Source organism: Streptomyces sp. NBC_00457, from assembly GCF_036014015.1.
Lineage (GTDB): Bacteria > Actinomycetota > Actinomycetes > Streptomycetales > Streptomycetaceae > Streptomyces.
This window is the reverse complement of sequence record NZ_CP107905.1, coordinates 9785818-9801594: the sequence shown is the minus strand read 5'-3', so window position 1 is coordinate 9801594 and position 15777 is coordinate 9785818. Positions and strand designations below refer to the sequence as shown.

The 15777-nt window shown below is 70.3% G+C and carries 10 protein-coding genes and 2 pseudogenes; 6 read left to right on the top strand and 6 right to left on the bottom strand.

Annotation, left to right across the window (positions count from 1 at the left end):
* Positions 1 to 254 precede the first annotated feature (254 nt).
* A complete protein-coding gene (locus tag OG828_RS44715; protein WP_328504347.1) occupies positions 255 to 1202 on the top strand; it encodes an MIP/aquaporin family protein in 948 nt (315 codons plus the stop codon).
* Between the two features lie 257 nt (positions 1203 to 1459).
* Here the strand turns inward: OG828_RS44715 and OG828_RS44710 are convergent, their stop codons facing one another.
* Positions 1460 to 1666, bottom strand: coding sequence for a DUF2180 family protein (locus OG828_RS44710; RefSeq protein WP_328504346.1), 207 nt, complete (start codon positions 1664 to 1666; stop codon positions 1460 to 1462).
* Between the two features lie 1174 nt (positions 1667 to 2840).
* Between OG828_RS44710 and OG828_RS44705 the strand changes: the two genes are divergently transcribed.
* Positions 2841 to 4523: a chloride channel protein gene (locus OG828_RS44705; protein WP_328505045.1), complete on the top strand. Its 1683-nt coding sequence runs from the start codon at positions 2841 to 2843 to the stop codon at positions 4521 to 4523.
* A 119-nt stretch (positions 4524 to 4642) separates the two neighbouring features.
* Here OG828_RS44705 and OG828_RS44700 read toward each other — a convergent pair whose 3' ends face one another.
* Positions 4643 to 5446: an FHA domain-containing protein gene (locus tag OG828_RS44700; protein ID WP_328504345.1), complete on the bottom strand. Its 804-nt coding sequence runs from the start codon at positions 5444 to 5446 to the stop codon at positions 4643 to 4645.
* 143 nt (positions 5447 to 5589) lie between these two features.
* Between OG828_RS44700 and OG828_RS44695 the strand changes: the two are divergent.
* Positions 5590 to 6401: pseudogene (locus OG828_RS44695) on the top strand (IS3 family transposase); the annotation flags it as partial.
* Between the two features lie 484 nt (positions 6402 to 6885).
* A pseudogene (locus OG828_RS44690) lies at positions 6886 to 7792 on the top strand (penicillin acylase family protein); the annotation flags it as partial.
* A gap of 63 nt (positions 7793 to 7855) precedes the next feature.
* Here the strand turns inward: OG828_RS44690 and OG828_RS44685 are convergent.
* Positions 7856 to 9397: an acyl-CoA synthetase gene (locus OG828_RS44685; RefSeq protein ID WP_328504344.1), complete on the bottom strand. Its 1542-nt coding sequence runs from the start codon at positions 9395 to 9397 to the stop codon at positions 7856 to 7858.
* A complete protein-coding gene (locus OG828_RS44680) occupies positions 9394 to 10506 on the bottom strand; it encodes an NAD(P)H-dependent flavin oxidoreductase (protein WP_328370376.1) in 1113 nt (370 codons plus the stop codon). The genes OG828_RS44685 and OG828_RS44680 overlap by 4 nt, the downstream gene beginning before the upstream one ends.
* A 169-nt stretch (positions 10507 to 10675) precedes the next feature.
* Between OG828_RS44680 and OG828_RS44675 the strand changes: the two genes are divergently transcribed.
* Complete coding sequence (locus tag OG828_RS44675) at positions 10676 to 12463, top strand: serine hydrolase (protein WP_328504343.1); 1788 nt, start codon at positions 10676 to 10678, stop codon at positions 12461 to 12463.
* Between the two features lie 7 nt (positions 12464 to 12470).
* Here OG828_RS44675 and OG828_RS44670 read toward each other — a convergent pair whose 3' ends face one another.
* A complete protein-coding gene (locus tag OG828_RS44670) occupies positions 12471 to 13322 on the bottom strand; it encodes a helix-turn-helix transcriptional regulator (protein WP_328370372.1) in 852 nt (283 codons plus the stop codon).
* Between the two features lie 87 nt (positions 13323 to 13409).
* Between OG828_RS44670 and OG828_RS44665 the strand changes: the two genes are divergently transcribed.
* Positions 13410 to 14204, top strand: coding sequence for an SDR family NAD(P)-dependent oxidoreductase (locus OG828_RS44665; protein WP_328370370.1), 795 nt, complete (start codon positions 13410 to 13412; stop codon positions 14202 to 14204).
* Positions 14205 to 14208: 4 nt separating this feature from the next.
* Here the strand turns inward: OG828_RS44665 and OG828_RS44660 are convergent, their stop codons facing one another.
* Positions 14209 to 15774 carry a phytoene desaturase family protein gene (locus OG828_RS44660; protein ID WP_328504342.1) on the bottom strand — a complete coding sequence of 522 codons (1566 nt, stop codon included), beginning with the start codon at positions 15772 to 15774 and terminating at the stop codon, positions 14209 to 14211.
* Positions 15775 to 15777 lie beyond the last annotated feature (3 nt).

The window sequence follows — 15777 nt, the reverse complement described above, 5'->3', positions numbered from 1 at the left end:
GCGCCCTCGGCCGCGTTCAGCTCCAGAACCATGACGCAGTTCCGAATCCTGCCGCGGACACTCCAGAAAACGGCTATGACCAGCAGGAATGCCCGCCCCGATGCCGGCAGACGAGGCGCCTGCAACGTAAGACCCCTGCCCGCTCTGCGATGTGCTCCCGATGCGACAACGGCTTGGCGCAACCGCACGATGAAGGCCCAGACGCGACGCCACGCACGAGAACCGACCGAACCGATCACTATCGAGGAGATGACATGGCGGACGAAATCCCTCCCCTCGTGAAGCCCTCCCGTTTCAGACGACGAGAGGGCTTGTGGGGTGAATGCCTGGCCGAGTTCCTGGGGACGTTCGTCCTCATCGCGTTCGGCTGTGGTGTGGTGGCCATGACGGTGGCAGCGCTGCCGGGCTCCGGCCGCACGTCGGGGCCGACGACGTTCTTTCTCGGTGTCGGGGACTGGCTGCTGATCACCTGGGGCTGGGCCATGGCCGTGGTCTTCGGCGTGTATGTGGCAGGCGGTGTCAGCGGCGCGCACATCAACCCGGCCGTGACCCTGGCGTTCGCGGTGCGGCGCAGGTTCGCCTGGGTCAAGGTCGTGCCCTACATGGTGTCGCAGGTGGCCGGGGCGTTCGCGGGTGCGGCTCTGGTGTACGGGGTCTATCACGACGCGATCAGCACATTCGACCACGCCATGACGGGCCCGAAGACCAACGGGCACACACTCGCGTCCTTCTCGATCTTCGGCACCTTCCCCGCGCCGTACTTCCACGGCGGCATCTGGGGACCGCTGGTCGACCAGATCGTCGGCACCGCCTTCCTCGTCATGCTGGTCGTGGCGATCATCGACCTGCGCAACACCGGGGTGAAGGCGAACCTGGGTCCGCTGCTCGTCGGGTTCGCCGTCGCGGCCATCGGCATGTCCTTCGGAGCTAACGCGGGATACGCCATCAACCCTGCCCGCGACCTCGGGCCGCGCCTGTTCACCTGGGCGGCCGGCTGGCAGGAACTGGCGATGCCGGGCACCCTGGCAGGCTCTTTCAGCGGCTACTTCTGGATCCCCATCGTCGGACCACTTCTCGGCGGGGTGATCGGGGTGCTGGTGTACGACCTGTTCATCGGCGACGTCCTGCACCTCCGCGCCCAACGGGACGCAACACCCGAAATCGGCCGGACACGTCCCGTGACGGCTGCGGACGACGAGTGACCGCCCCCGGCCGCCGGGGTTCGGTCCCGGCGTACACGCCATGCCCTGCTGTCAGGGCGCTTCGGGACGCACCGGCTGGTTCTCGCCGTGCCCGGTGTTCCACGCGACGAACCTATTGACGCAAGAACGCGACACACAGCGGGCTCTCCCCGAAGAGGCCGGACAGATCGGCCTCGCCCCTGCTCGACACGGGAACCCCTGCCGGCGCCACCAGCGCGGCGCGGCGTGGCCACATGGCCGTTATCGCCGTGGCCTCGTCACGGCGACTCCTCCGCCGCTCGGCACACCGGGCAGGTCAGCTGTCGGGCGGGCCAGTCGTGGATCACCTTGCCCGGACTGGCGGGCCCGCGAAGCAACTTGCTCTCCGCACGGACGTGGTCGACGCAGACGGCCGCACCGCACACGTAACAGACGGCAACGGCGACCTCACTACGGCCCTGCTGGACGCATTCATAGCAGTTCATGGACGGACCTTTCGCCCAAGGACGCTGCCGATGAGAGGCTGGGGCGCCGGTATTGGTCATCCTCCGTCGCCAACCTCTTCGCTGTCGCGGCAGACGTCGTCCGGTGCCGCGCGGAGTTCCCCCGAAGATGCCTCCCAAACGCGGTCAGATCATCGATCACCTCGCCCCGTGCGGCGAGCGGGATCACCGCTCGCCAGTGCCGAGCTCCCCAACCAGGTCCGACTCGCGAAGCCGCACATGCGTGCCAAGACGAACTGCACGCCGGACAGCCCGAGGGCCTCACACCATCCCACTGTGGACGGGAACAAGGGCCTTGCTCTGCCAGCGCCGGGGCGTCCCCGCCATGTGACCGACAGGGTCAGGCCAGACCGTTCGACGAGTCACACCGAGGGAGTGCGGAGGGGCAGCTGACTGGGAGCGCGCCCTGTACGCAGTCGACGCAGGCGGAGAATCCGAGGCTCAGCCGACGCCGCCGTGCACGGGAAGGGGATGCCTCACCACGGGGCGGTGGACAGGGCAGGGCGCCGATCCAGCGGGCGTCGCCGCGCCATGTGTACAGCGCAAGCGCCGAGGCACGGCTACGGCCAGGCGTCCGCCCCTCCACTCCGCCATTCGATCAATGGTGTAGTCCCGGCCTCCTCCTGCTCCAAAGCGATGCCGAGCTGACGCACCACCGCCAGAACGTCCACCACGCTACGTGCCATGCCCACCAGCTCACCCCTGACCGACACTTGGCGACCGCCACTACCGAAGGGGCTGTGCACCACCACGGGAGCCGCCCGTCCCCGCTCGCCTCCCGGCGGCCGCGGGCAATCCCAGGGACCCAGCCCCGGCCCTGCGGATCGTGTACGCCTCGTCATGGACGCATCCGTCATGTGCCGATGCTCTCCCCGCGTGTTCATCCCACCCACGACCGCTTCCAACAAGTTTTGCACAATGCAAAAGAGGTGTTGACCGACACGCACGTGAGGACGCCGACGGGCGCCCAGGGGTCGACCTCCACGGAGAGCACACGCAGGCACCCCTGACATGTTTTGCATAATGCAAACGTGAGGAAGGGGAAGCAATGAGTGCAATCCGCACGGCCGACGACGAGAAGCCCAGTACCGTAACCGCAAGCCGCTTTTCGCCCGCGAGAACGTACGAGGGTTGGCGCACCTCGTCGTGGGCGCTGATGCTCCTCGCGGTGGCCATCGGCGCCGGCGCCGGCGTGGGCTCGGTGGTCTTCCGCTGGTGCATCCAGACCTTCACTCGCCTCTTCTCCGGCCATGCGGACTACGCGGCATTCCCCGGCTCGCACAATCCGCACGTGCCGTGGCTGGGCCCGTACTTCGTGCTGCTCGCCCCCGTGCTGGGCGGCCTGCTGTACGGGCCGCTGGTCAACCGGTTCGCGAAGGAGGCGCGCGGGCACGGGGTGCCCGAGGTGATGCTGGCGGTCGCGCAGCGCGGCGGCAGGATCAGCCCGAAGGTCGCCGTGGTCAAGACGCTGGCCTCCGCCCTGACCATCGGCTCCGGCGGCTCGGTCGGCCGCGAAGGGCCGATCGTACAGATCGGCTCCGCGCTCGGCTCCACCCTGGGGCGGGTGACCAGGGTGACCGAGGGGCGGATGAAGCTGCTGGTCGCGTGCGGCGCGGCGGGCGGTATCGCCGCCACCTTCAACGCACCGCTGGCCGGGGTGTTCTTCGCCATGGAGTTGATCCTGGGCACCTTCTCCGCGGAGGCGTTCGGCGCCACAGTCCTGGCCAGCGTCACCGCCAGCGTGATCGGCCGCGCCGCCTTCGGCGACGTGGCGTTCCTGAACCTGCCCGCCTTCCACGTCGACCATCTCGCCCAGTACGCACTGTTCGCGGTCCTGGGCGTCATCGCCGCCGTAGTCGGAGTCGGCTTCTCGCGGTTCCTGTACCTGGTCGAGGACGCCTGCGACTGGGCCTGGCGCGGACCGGAGTGGCTGCGCCCGGCAGTCGGCGGACTGGCACTCGGCCTGGTGCTCCTGGCTCTGCCGCAGATGTACGGCGTCGGTTATCCGGTGCTGGAGAAGGCCACCGGGGGCGGCTACGCGATCAGCTTCCTGCTCCTGCTGCTGGCAGGAAAGATGCTGGCGACCAGCCTGACCATCGGCATCGGCGGCTCGGGCGGAGTGTTCGCGCCCAGCCTGTTCATCGGGGCGATGCTCGGAGCGGCGTACGGCATCGGCGCACACAACCTGCTGCCCGGCACGGCCGGAGCCGTGGGCGCCTACGCGCTGGCCGGCATGGGTGCCGTCTTCGCCGGCGCGTCCCGCGCGCCGATCACCGCCGTGGTGATCCTCTTCGAGCTGACCGGCCAGTACTCGATCATCCTTCCCCTGATGCTGGCGATCGTGCTCGCCACAGCCGTGAGCCGCCTGCTCTCGCGCGACACCATCTACACGCTCAAGCTGCGCCGACGCGGCGTCGACCTCGACGGCCCCGCCCACGGTGCCCTGATCGGCGCCCAGCACGTCGGCGCCGTCATGGATCCCCTACCCACGCCCCTGCCGTCGTCCACCGCTCTGTCCGACGCCGCCGACCTGCTGAGCCTGTCCGGCCATGGCGCGCTCCCGGTGGTCGACGACACTGGGGGCTACATCGGTGTCGTCACTGCCCAGGCAGTCGCCGAGGCACTCGCAGAACAAGCCGACACCGCGCCCGCCCGGGCCGGGCAGCTCACCGAGCCACCCGCGCCCGTGACCGTGGACCAGCCCCTGGCACAGGCTCTCCACGTCCTGCTCTCGGCGGCGGGCACCGGGGTGCCGGTCCTCGACACCGCGCACGGCAGGCCGGTCGGCTGGCTGAGTCACCAGAGCGCTCTGCGCGCAGTCCACACGGCGGCCGCGTAGTCACGTACCAGACGAAGTTCACCCGACCCGGACGCCTCTTTTGCACTGTGCAAACTTGGGTAGGGGTGACCGCCCTCGCCCGCTCCTCCGCCTCCGAACTGCCCGCACGCTGACGCGCTTCAGCCGCGTCGGGGCTCGGTGTCGGGGTCCGGCCAGGCGGTGTCGTCCTCCATCAGGTCCAAGTCCGGCGGCACGAGCGTCGTCGACTCCACCAGCCCTCTGAGCAGGTTGTGCAGCAGGGCGTTGTTGGAGGGGCGGCCGTGCGATGTGCCGGGCATCAGCGGGTACTGGAAATCGGCGTGGTGCAGGCGGCGGCATACGGCCTCGATCCGGTGCTCGATCCGGTGCTCGGTCCAGTTGCCGTCCGGGCGGAGGTAGGCGAGTTGCCTGGCGGCCATGGCGTACGTCAAGGGCCGCGGGTCCTCCTCGTACAGCAAGTAACGCTGGCCGAGGACGACCAGCAGCAGGCGTTCGTCGTCGTCGAGCGGCCAGGTCACCGGCCGTACGTCTCCGCCGTGGCGGTGCGAAACCGGCCACGGGCCATCGTGGCCCGTCACGTATAGCTCGACCAGGTGCTCGCGGTAGCCGGAGCCCGTCACGAACAGCGGGGTGTAGCCGGTGGCGAGCGGGATCGGCTCGGAGCTGAGGTGCATCATCCGACCGCGGGGCAGCCGCACGAGCTGCTGCCCGGTGTTGCGCAGCCACCACGAACCCTGACGGTAGGTCAGCTCACCGTGGCGTCGGCTCACCCGCAGGTCGTCCACACCGACGCCCAGGTCCACGTCCGGCTTCTCGCCCCGCCCGAAGCGGACCGTCAGGCCCTGCCTGGGTGGTGCGCTGAGGTCGCAGTCGACGGTGCGCGCGTGCAGGGTGCCGGGCGGGGAGGGCGCGACTCCGCGCGCGAGGCTGGCGGAGGGGGGCATCGGTGGTTTCCTCGGTCCGTCGGTTTTCTCGGCACACGCACGTGCGTGCTCACCAGGGTCCGCATCGGCTCCGGGACCCCTCCCCACAGCAACCTCATATAACAGACATGCCCACGGCCGGGGCTCAACGGCGTCGGCAGGAGTATGAGTTGAGAATCAACCCGGTCACCGACGCCGAACTGGCCGAGGCATACCGGGCCAACGCCCTGTTCGACGCGCACCGCGACGACCCTGAGTTCGGCCATCGCCTCCTTGCCGACGAGGTCCGCGCCGCGGGCGAGGCGATGGCGGAGCGCACCGCCTGGCGGATCTGCCGGGACAACCGCTGGTGGAGCACCTTCGGCAAGCGGACAGGCCGCGGCAAGAACGCCAAGGCCGGGCCGCCGGTCCACGACGACAAGGTGCGGCGGGACTTCACTGCCACGGCGCCGAACCGGCTGTGGCTGACCGACATCACCGAGCACTCCACCGGCGAGGGGAAGCTCTACCTGTGTGCGGTCAAGGACGTGTTCTCGGGCCGGATCGTGGGCTACTCCATCGACTCGCGAATGAAGTCCCGCCTCGCGGTGATGGCCCTTCAGTCCGCGGTCGCCCGCCGAGGTCTTCGAAGAGCAGCTACGCTCGCTGCAACAGACCGGTGTTGCAACGACCAATTGAACTCGCCCAATTCCGGTCCCGAAAGTTCGTGTCCACTCTCGCCCGGCACGGCCTGGTCGGCTCGATGGGCCGGGTCGGCGCGGCCGGCGACAACGCGGCCATGGAGAGCTTCTTCGCGCTGCTGCAGAAGAACGTCCTGGATCGCCAAGTCTGGAGCACCCGACAGGAGTTGCGGATCGCGATCGTGACCTGGATCGAACGCACCTACCACCGTCGGCGGCGGCAGAGACGTCTGGCCAGATTGACCCCTGTCGAGTACGAGACCATCATGACCCCACCCGCAGCCCTGGCTGCATAAACCCCGCTGTCACCTGATCACGCAGCAGTCCCGAGTGCGGGTAGGGGATGAGCCGGAGCGGTCGCCGGCCTCGCCACCGCGGCCTGAGCACAGCGCGCAACCGGGCTCCACCACACCACGACACACCATCCCGGCATCGGCCCTGGAGCAACCACATCACCGCCGCCCTCGACCGGCTCAACCAACTCCCGGACCCAGGCTGACCAATGGACGCCCCGCCCCTTCGACAGCACCTCAACACCCAGAGCAGTGGAATCCGGCGCCATCCCGAAGCGACACTCGGGTCTTCAGCCTGCACAACCACAGACCACGGCACGAAAACGGTCCACCGACTCCGTCGGCGGACCGTCACGAAATTTCGAGGCGAACGGAGTCCTATCCTTGCGGGTCAACGGCACCTTTCTGCTATCGGGGTGTCAGATCACCCAATGCGCTGAATATCCAGGGTTAGCAGCCAGGTTGACCAGCGTCTTTCTCCACGCCCCCTACCTTGGCCAACTCCAATGACAGCGCCTGGCTGACCAACCTCGACCAGCAGATCACCGGCTATGAGCGGGCCTTCGGCCCGGTCCGTACGGTCGCTTCCGTGCGGACCCGTGGCGCCGTCGCCGATGTCGCGGACCTGGCGGCGAAGGGCGGGCTCACCGTCCGGGATCTCCAGCGGCAGCAGTTCGCGAACCGCTCGACCGCCGGTGAGCTGGCCGCGGCCGACGCGGCACGGGCGTGCGCGGCGCTTCCCGGCCGACTCGCAACGAGCAGCAGGGGTACAGCAGTTGACGTGAGCCGGGCCTGCGGTGTGCTGAAGTCCTGGGACCGCACGATGAACAGCGACAGCCGGGGTGCGCTGCTCTTCGACCGGTTCTGGCGCAAGCTGCGCGCCGCCGTGCCGTCCGCGCAGCTCTGGAAGGTCCCGTTCTCACAGGCCGACCCGGTCGGCACCCCCCCACACGCTCAACACCGACGCACCGGGCTTCACCACCGCCCTCGCCGACGCGGTGGCGGAGCTGCGCGCGGCGGGCATCCCGCTGGACGCGCGGCTCGGGGACCACCAGTACGTCGTACGGAAGGGGCAGCGCCTGCCCGTGGGCGGTGGCACCGAGTTCCTGGGGGTGTGGAACAAGATCGAGGCCGTCTGGGACACGGCGAAGGGCGGCTACCGGGACGTGTCGTTCGGCGCCAGCCACATCCAGGCCGTGGGCTGGGACGGCAGCCGCTGTCCGGTGGCCCGCACGCTCCTGACGTACTCCCAGTCCTCGAACCCGAACTCGCCCCACTTCAGCGACCAGACCCGGTTGTTCTCGGGTGAGAAGTGGGTGACCGCGCGGTTCTGCGAGAAGGACATCGCCTCCTCGCCCGCCCTGGGGGTGGTGCGGGTGACCGAACACCGGTGACGGCGATGTGGGTCCGTCCCACATGGGGCGGACCCACACCTCCCACCCGTATGGAGTGGCCGCTCACACCGGACGCGTCCGCCCCTCCCAGTACGGATCCCGCAACCGCCGCTTGTACAGCTTCCCGTTGGGATCCCGCGGCATCTCCGCGATGAAGTCGACGCTCTTGGGCCGCTTGTAGCCCGCGAGGTGCTCGGCGCAGTGGTCGAGGATCGCGGCGGCGAGGTCGGGGCCGGGTTCATGGCCGGGGGCCGGTTCGACGACGGCCTTGACCTCCTCGCCCCAGTCGTCGTGCGGGATGCCGAAGGCGGCGGCGTCGGCGACGGCGGGGTGGGCGAGCAGGGCGGACTCGATCTCGGCGGGGTAGATGTTGACCCCGCCCGAGATGATCATGTCGATCTTGCGGTCGCGGAGGAAGAGATAGCCGTCCTCGTCGAGGAAGCCGAGGTCGCCGACGGTGAAGAAGTCGCCGATACGGTTCCTGCGGGTCTTGCTCTCGTCCTTGTGGTAGGCGAAGCCGCCCGTGGTCATCTTCATGTAGACGGTGCCGAGTTCGCCGGGCGGCAGCCTGGTGCCGTCGTCGTCGAAGATCGCGAGTTCGCTGATGGGCCAGGCCTTGCCGACCGTGCCGGGCTTCTTGAGCCAGTCCTCGGCGGTCGCGAAGGCACCGCCCCCCTCGCTGGCGGCGTAGTACTCCTCGACACAGTCGCCCCACCAGTCGATCATGGCCCGCTTCACGTGGTCGGGGCAGGGCGCGGCGCCATGGATGGCGTGCCGCATGGACGACACGTCGTACGACCGCTTTGTGTGGTCCGGCAATGCGAGCAGCCGGTGGAACTGTGTCGGGACCATATGGGTGTGCGTGCACCGGTGGGTGTCGATCAGGCGGAGCATCTCCTCGGGCGTCCACTTGTCCATCAGGACGAGACGGTGGCCGATGTGCAGGGACGCGCCCGCGAATTGAAGGACGGCGGTGTGGTAGAGCGGCGAGCAGACGAGGTGCACGTTGTCGTCGAACGGCTGGATGCCGAAGATGCCGAGGAAGCCGCCGAGATAGGACTCTTCCGGGAGCTTGCCGGGCAGGGGGCGGCGGATGCCGCGGGGGCGGCCGGTGGTGCCCGAGGTGTAGTTCATGACCCAGCCGAGCGTGCGGTCGGCGGGCGCCGACTCCGGTTGCCCGTTGAGGAGTTCGGCATACGGCCGGAAGCTCTCGACCGTGCCGACGGCGTACCGGTGGGAGGGCGCAAGGCCCGCCTCGTCGGCGGCCTGACGCGCGGGTCCTGCGAACCGTTCGTGGGCGAGGAGCACCTTGGCGCCGGAGTCGGCGACGATCCAGGCGATCTCGGGGCCGACGAAGTGGTGGTTGATGGGGACGAGGTAGAACCCGGCCTGGGTGGCGGCCAGATACGCGGTGAAGAACTCGGGACCGTTGGGCAGGACGACCGCGAAGGCGTCGCCGCGTTCGAGTCCGGCGGCGCGCAGGCCGTGCACGAGTTGGTTGGCCGCGGTGTGGAGGCGGCCCGCGGTCCAGGGCTCGCCGTCCGGCGCGATGAGCACCGTACGGCTGGGGTCTTCGGCGGCCTGGGCCCAGAATCCGGTGGTCACGACTGTCCGCTCCTTCCGGCGATGCGGTTGATGCGGTCGACGGCCTGCTCGAAGCCTCGGGTGAGGTCGTCGAAGACGGCCTGGACGCTGCGTTCGCTGGTCATCCGGCCGACGATCTGCCCGACGGGCGTGCCCAGCAGCGGTTCGACCTCGTGCTTCTGGATGCGTGAGACGGCGTCCGCGACGAGCAGCCCCTGCAACGGCATGGGCAGGGTGCCGGGCCCGTCCGGGTCGTCCCAGGCGTCGGTCCAGTCGGTGCGCAACTGGCGCGCGGGTTTCCCGGTCAGGGCGCGGGAGCGGACGGTGTCGCCGGAACCGGCGGCGAGCAGTTTGCGGGTGAGGGCTGCCGAGTGCATGTCGGCCTCTGTGGTGGTCAGCCATATGGAGCCCAGCCACACACCCTGCGCGCCGAGCGCCAGAGCGGCCGCCACCTGCTGTCCGCTGCCGATGCCGCCCGCGGCCAGCACCGGCAGCGGGTCGACGGCCTCGACGACCTCGGGGGTGAGGACCATGGAGGCGATCTCGCCGGTGTGGCCGCCCGCCTCGTAGCCCTGTGCCACGACGATGTCGATGCCCCCCTCCTGGTGTTTTCTGGCGTGGCGAGCACTGCCGGCGAGCGCGGCGACGAGGACGTCCTGGTCGTGGGCGCGGGCCACCACGTCGGCGGGCGGGGAACCGAGGGCGTTGGCGAGCAGCTTGATCGGATAGTCGAAGGCGACATCGAGCTGGGTGCGGGCGACCTGTTCCATCCATCCGGTGATGCGCCAGCCGGACGCCTCGCCCTCGGCCAGCTCCGGCACCCCGTACTTGGCGAGGGTGTCCCGCACGAACTGCCGGTGCGTGTCCGGGATCATCGCCTCCACGTCGGCCTCGGTGACGCCTTCGACCTTCTTGGCGGGCATGACGACGTCGAGGCCGTACGGCATGCCCTCGACGTGTGCCTCGATCCAGTCGAGGTCGCGTTTGAGGTCGTCGGGGGCCGTATAGCGGACCGCGCCGAGCACCCCGAAGCCGCCGGCCCGGCTGATGGCCGCGGCGACGGCGGGGAACGGCGTGAAGCCGAAAATGGCGTGCTCGACTCCCAGTTTCTTGCTCAGCTCCGTCTGCATGGGCGCAGGATGCCGCAGTCCTCCGGACGACGGAAGGCCTTTTCTGACGTTCCGTCAGATCTTTTCTCACCTACGTCCCGTTGACACCCGACACGCCTGACATAAAAGTTTCACTGCGCAAGGGCAATCCGGAAAGATACTTTCAGGTGGCTCAGCGGGAGGTTGGTCGATGACCGAAGAGGCAGTGCCGGGCAGACAAGGCGGACTGACCCGCCGTCAACTGGCCCGACGGACACTCGCCGTGGGCGGGGCGCTGGCCATCGCCCCGTTTCCCGCCGGCCCCGCCGAAGCCGCCGTACCGCATGGCCGCCACCCCACTCTGCGGCACGGCTCCCCCGAACGTGCCGGTCTGCTCCCCGCCCACCTGCGTCAACTCGTCACCGACGCGGAGGCCTTCCTCGGCCCGTCCCCCAAGTACCCGTGGTACGCGGGCGCCGTGCTGCTCGCCGGGCGTGGCGGCACGGTGGCGCTGCACGAGCCGATCGGCATGGCGGTGCGCTACTCGGCGTACGACGAGAAGACGGACACCGGCGTCGAGTTCCCGGCCGGGCAGCAGCTCGCCATGGCCGAGGACACCGTCTTCGACCTGGCCTCCGTCTCCAAGCTGTTCACCTCGATCCTCGCCGTGCAGCAGATCGAACGGGGCGCCCTGGAGCTGGAGGCGAAGGTCGCCTCATATCTCCCGGAGTTCGGCGCCGCGGGCAAGCAGGACATCACCATCCGCCAACTCCTCACCCACACCTCGGGGTTCCGCCCCTGGATCCCGCTCTACAGCGCACCGACGTACGAGGAGAAGCTCCACCTCATCTGGAACGAGGCGCCCCTCAACCCGCCGGGCAGCACCTACCTCTACTCGGACCTCAACCTGATCTCGCTCCAGCTGGTCCTGGAGCACGTCACCGGCCGCACCCTGGACACCCTGCTCCGCGAGGAGATCACCGCCCCGCTCGGCATGCACCGCACCCGCTACAACCCGCCCGCCTCCTGGAAGCCGAAGATCGCGGCGACGGAGGACGCGCGCAAGCCGTGGTCGGGGCTGGAGCGAGGCCTGGTGTGGGGCGAGGTGCACGACGAGAACGCCTTCAGCCTCGGCGGAGTCGCCGGCCACGCCGGAGTGTTCTCGAATGCCTGGGATCTCGCGGTCCTCGGCCGGACGCTGCTCAACGGCGGCACCTACGGCCGGGCCCGCATCCTCGAACCCGAGTCGGTGGAGCTGATGTTCACCGACTTCAACACCGCCTTCCCGGGCGACGAGCACGGTCTCGGCTTCGAGCTCTACCAGCACTGGTACATGGGCGCGATGGCCACTCCACGCACCGCGGGCCACACCGGCTTCACCGGCACCTCGCTGGTCCTCGACCCGACGACCGACTCCTTCCTCGTCGTCCTCGGCAACTCCGTGCATCCCGTGCGCAGTTGGCGCTCCGGCTCCGCACCCAGGGTCGCCGCCGCGAACAACCTGGCACGCGCCGTGCCCGTCCGCCCGGTGCGCGGACGTACGGCCTGGTTCTCGGGCATGGCGATCAACACGGCCGCGACACTCGCGCTCCCCGCCCTCGACACCACGGCAGGCGCCGCACGGCTCGGCTGCGCCCTGTGGTGGGACACCGAACCCCGTGCGGACGTCCTCGTCCTGGAGGCCACGACCGACGGTGGAGCCACCTGGCAGCCCCTCCCCTTCACCACGACGCGCCACGCCGAGGAGCCGCAGGAGCATCCGGCCGGTTCCGTGACCGGCTGGTCGGGCCGTGTCTGGCACCGCCTCACCGCCGGCCTCCCGTCCGCGCGGCAGCTCTCGCTCCGCTGGCGCTACACCACCGACCGGCTGTACGTCGGCCGTGGGGCGTACGTCGACGGACTGTGCGTGCGGACAGCCCAGGACGTCCTCTTCGACGACGCCCGCCCGGCGGACGCGGCCCGCATCGAGGCGACGGGCTGGACCAGGTCCGCCGACTGACGCCGGCTCAGCCCGGCACGTCCAGGCGCTGCGTGCCCACGACCGACAGCAGCCGCAGCGCCTCCTCGGACCGCGAGCCGGGCGTGGCGGTGTAGATGACGACCCGCTGGTCCAGGTCGGTGATGTCCAGGACATCGCAGTTGACGGTGACGGGCCCGACCAACGGGTGGTCGAAGGTCTTGCGGAGCGTGGGCGGGGCGATCACGCAGTGCTCGGCCCACAGCCGGGCGAACTCCTCGCTTCCGGCGAGGAGTTCCTCGATCAGCCCGGTCACTTCGGGGTCGTCCGGGTAGCGGGCCGCGGCGGCACGCAGGTGGTTGGTCGCGGACGCGGCGAACTCGTCCGGGTCCGAGATGCCGTACAACGGCCGCCCGTCACGGTTCGGGGCGAGGAAGGCACGCCGGAGCAGATTCCGGTCGCGCCTCGGCAGCGCGGAGAAGTCCTCCATCAGTGCGGCGGCCAGGTCGTTCCAGGCGATGACCTCGTGCGTCGCCGAGATCACGAACGCCGCGGCCTGCGGCAGCCGGTGCAACAGGTCGACGATGCTCTGCCGCGCCTCCCGCGAAGGACCGGGCCGTGGCGCGGGCGGAGTTCCGGCGAGGTGGTGGAGGTGGTCGCGCTCGGGGTCCGACAGGCGCAGGGCGCGGGCGATCTGGGCCAGCACCTCGCGGGACGGGTGCGGGCCGCGTGCCTGCTCCAGCCGTGTGTAGTACTCGGTCGAGATGTACGCCAGCTGCGCCACCTCCTCGCGGCGCAGCCCCGGGGTCCTGCGGCGCGTCCCGGCGGGCAGGCCCACGTCGGCGGGGTTGATGCGCTCGCGCCGGCTGCGCAGGAAGTCGGCCAGTTGTCGTCGGTCCACGCTTCCAGTGTGCGGGGGAACCGGGAGCCGCAGCCAGGTACCAGCGGTGCCTGGATGGGCTCGGCAGCCGGGCGCAGGCTCGACACCATGGACAACACACAGACCAGCACCACCCTCACGACCTCGGGCCTGCTCACCGACAAGGTCGCCTTCGTCACCGGAGCGGGCCGCGGTATCGGCGCCGCGGCGGCCCGGCTGTTCGCCCGCGAGGGCGCCCGGGTCCTGCTCGCGGCCCGCACGGAGTCCCAGCTCAAGGCGGTCACGGAGGAGATCCGGGCGGCCGGCGGCACCGCGGACTACGTCCTGTGCGACCTCGCCGACGCGGCGAGTGTCCGGGCCGCCGTCGACCGGGCCGTGGAGTTGTACGGCCGTCTCGACGTGGCCTTCAACAACGGCGCGACGGCGCAGCAGCCCGGGCCGATGGACGAGCTGTCGGAGGACGACTTCGACCTGGTCAGCGCGGTCAACTTCAAGGGGCCGTGGCTGTCGATGACCGCCGAGATCGCCGCCATCCGCGCCACCGCCGGACGCGGGGCCATCGTCAACAACTCCAGTGTCGGCAGCCTCATGGGCAACCCCTGGCTGCCCATCTACGGCGCGGCCAAGCGGGCGGTGAACAGCCTCACCGCGTCGGCCGCCATGACGTACGGCCCGGAGGGCATCCGCGTCAACGCGATCGCGCCCGGCACCACGCTCACCGAGATGATCTACGAGTGGGACGAGCGTTCCCCGGGCATCCTCGACCAGCTCGTCGATGGCACCCCGCTGGGCCGTGCCGCCGACCCGGACGAGGTCGCCCAGGCCGCGGCCTGGCTGCTGAGCGACCGCGCCTCCTACGTCACCGGCACGGTCCTGCGCGTCGACGGCGGCAGCCGGTCCTGACCGGTCAGCCGACCGGGCTCTCCAGCACCGCCATCGCCGCGTTGTGCCCGGGCACCCCGCTCACCCCTCCCCCGCGCACCGCGCCCGCCCCGCACAGCAGCACATTGGCGTGCCCGGTCTCCACGCCCCAGCGGCCGGTGCCTTCCTGGGCGTACGGCCAGGCGAGGTCGCGGTGGAAGATGTTGCCGCCGGGCAGCCGCAGGTCCCGCTCCAGGTCGAGCGGGGTCTTCGCCTCGATGCAGGGCCGCCCTTCCTGGTCCGTCGCCAGACAGTCGGCGAGCGGTTCGGCCAGGTGGGCGTCCAGCTGAGCCAGGGTCGACTTCAGCAGTTCGTCGCGTACGGCGTCGTTGTCCCTCGCGAACAGCCGGGCCGGCGTGTGCAAGCCGAACAGGGTGAGCGTCTGGTAGCCGCGGTCGACGAGTTCCGGCCCGAGGATCGTCGGGTCGGTGAGCGAGTGGCAGTAGATCTCGGAGGGCGGGGCGGCGGGCAGCTCACCGGCGGCGGCCTGGTCGTGCGCGGCGGCCAGTTGCTCGTAGCCCTCGGCGACGTGGAAGGTGCCGGAGAACGCCTCGCGCGGGTCGACGGAGCTGTCGCGCAGCTTCGGCAGCCTCTTCAGCAGCATGTTCACCTTGAGCTGGGCGCCCTCGGCGGGGGCGGGCGGCTCGTCTCCCATGAGGGTGGCGAGCGCTTGCGGTGAGGCGTTCACCAGGACGTACCGGGCGGCGGCGACGCCTTCGCCGTCGGCCGTCCGGTAGGTGATCTCGGCGGTGCGACCGTCCGTGGCGATCCGTTCCACCTCGTGGCCGGTGGCGATGACGGCGCCCGCGTGCCGTGCCGTGGCGGCCAGGGCGTCGGTGAGGGCGCCCATGCCGCCGACGGGTACGTCCCAGGCGCCCGTGCCGCCGCCGATCACGTGGTAGAGGAAGCAGCGGTTCTGCCGCAGCGAGGGGTCGTGCGCGTCGGCGAAGGTCCCGATCAGGGCATCGGTGAGGACGACGCCCCGGACCAGGTCGTCGGTGAAGCGGTCCTCGATGGTGACGCCGAGGGGCTCCTCGAAGAGGGCGTGCCAGGCCTCCTCGTCGTCGACGCGGCGGCGCAGTTCGTCGCGGGTGGGCAGCGGTTCGACGAGCGTCGGGAAGACCCGCTCGGCGACGCGGCCGGTCAGGCCGTAGAACCGCTGCCAGGCCCGGTACTCGCTCTCGCCGCCGGTGAGCCGGGCGAAGGCCTCCCGGGTGCGCCGCTCGCCGCCGCCGACGAGGAGCCCCGTGGGCCGGCCGTCGCGCTCCACGGGTGTGTACGACGAGATGGTGCGCCCGCGTACCCGGAAGTCCAGCCCCAGATCCCGCACGATCTTCTTCGGCAACAGGCTGACCAGGTACGAATAGCGCGACAGCCGTGCGTCGACGCCCGCGAACGGGCGGGTGGACACGGCGGCGCCCCCGGTGTGGTCCAGCCGCTCCAGCACCAGCACGGAGCGTCCGGCGCGGGCCAGGTAGGCGGCGGCGACGAGGCCGTTGTGGCCACCGCCGACGATGACGGCGTCGTAGGTGCGTCCCTCGTGTGCAGGCATGGT

Coding starts and splice junctions, on each gene's coding strand:
- OG828_RS44715 (WP_328504347.1), top strand. CDS start 255: ATGGCGGACGAAATCCCTCCCCTCGTGAAGCCCTCCCGTTTCAGACGA.
- OG828_RS44710 (WP_328504346.1), bottom strand. CDS start 1,666: ATGAACTGCTATGAATGCGTCCAGCAGGGCCGTAGTGAGGTCGCCGTT.
- OG828_RS44705 (WP_328505045.1), top strand. CDS start 2,841: ATGCTCCTCGCGGTGGCCATCGGCGCCGGCGCCGGCGTGGGCTCGGTG.
- OG828_RS44700 (WP_328504345.1), bottom strand. CDS start 5,446: ATGCCCCCCTCCGCCAGCCTCGCGCGCGGAGTCGCGCCCTCCCCGCCC.
- OG828_RS44680 (WP_328370376.1), bottom strand. CDS start 10,506: ATGCAGACGGAGCTGAGCAAGAAACTGGGAGTCGAGCACGCCATTTTC.
- OG828_RS44675 (WP_328504343.1), top strand. CDS start 10,676: ATGACCGAAGAGGCAGTGCCGGGCAGACAAGGCGGACTGACCCGCCGT.
- OG828_RS44665 (WP_328370370.1), top strand. CDS start 13,410: ATGGACAACACACAGACCAGCACCACCCTCACGACCTCGGGCCTGCTC.
- OG828_RS44660 (WP_328504342.1), bottom strand. CDS start 15,774: ATGCCTGCACACGAGGGACGCACCTACGACGCCGTCATCGTCGGCGGT.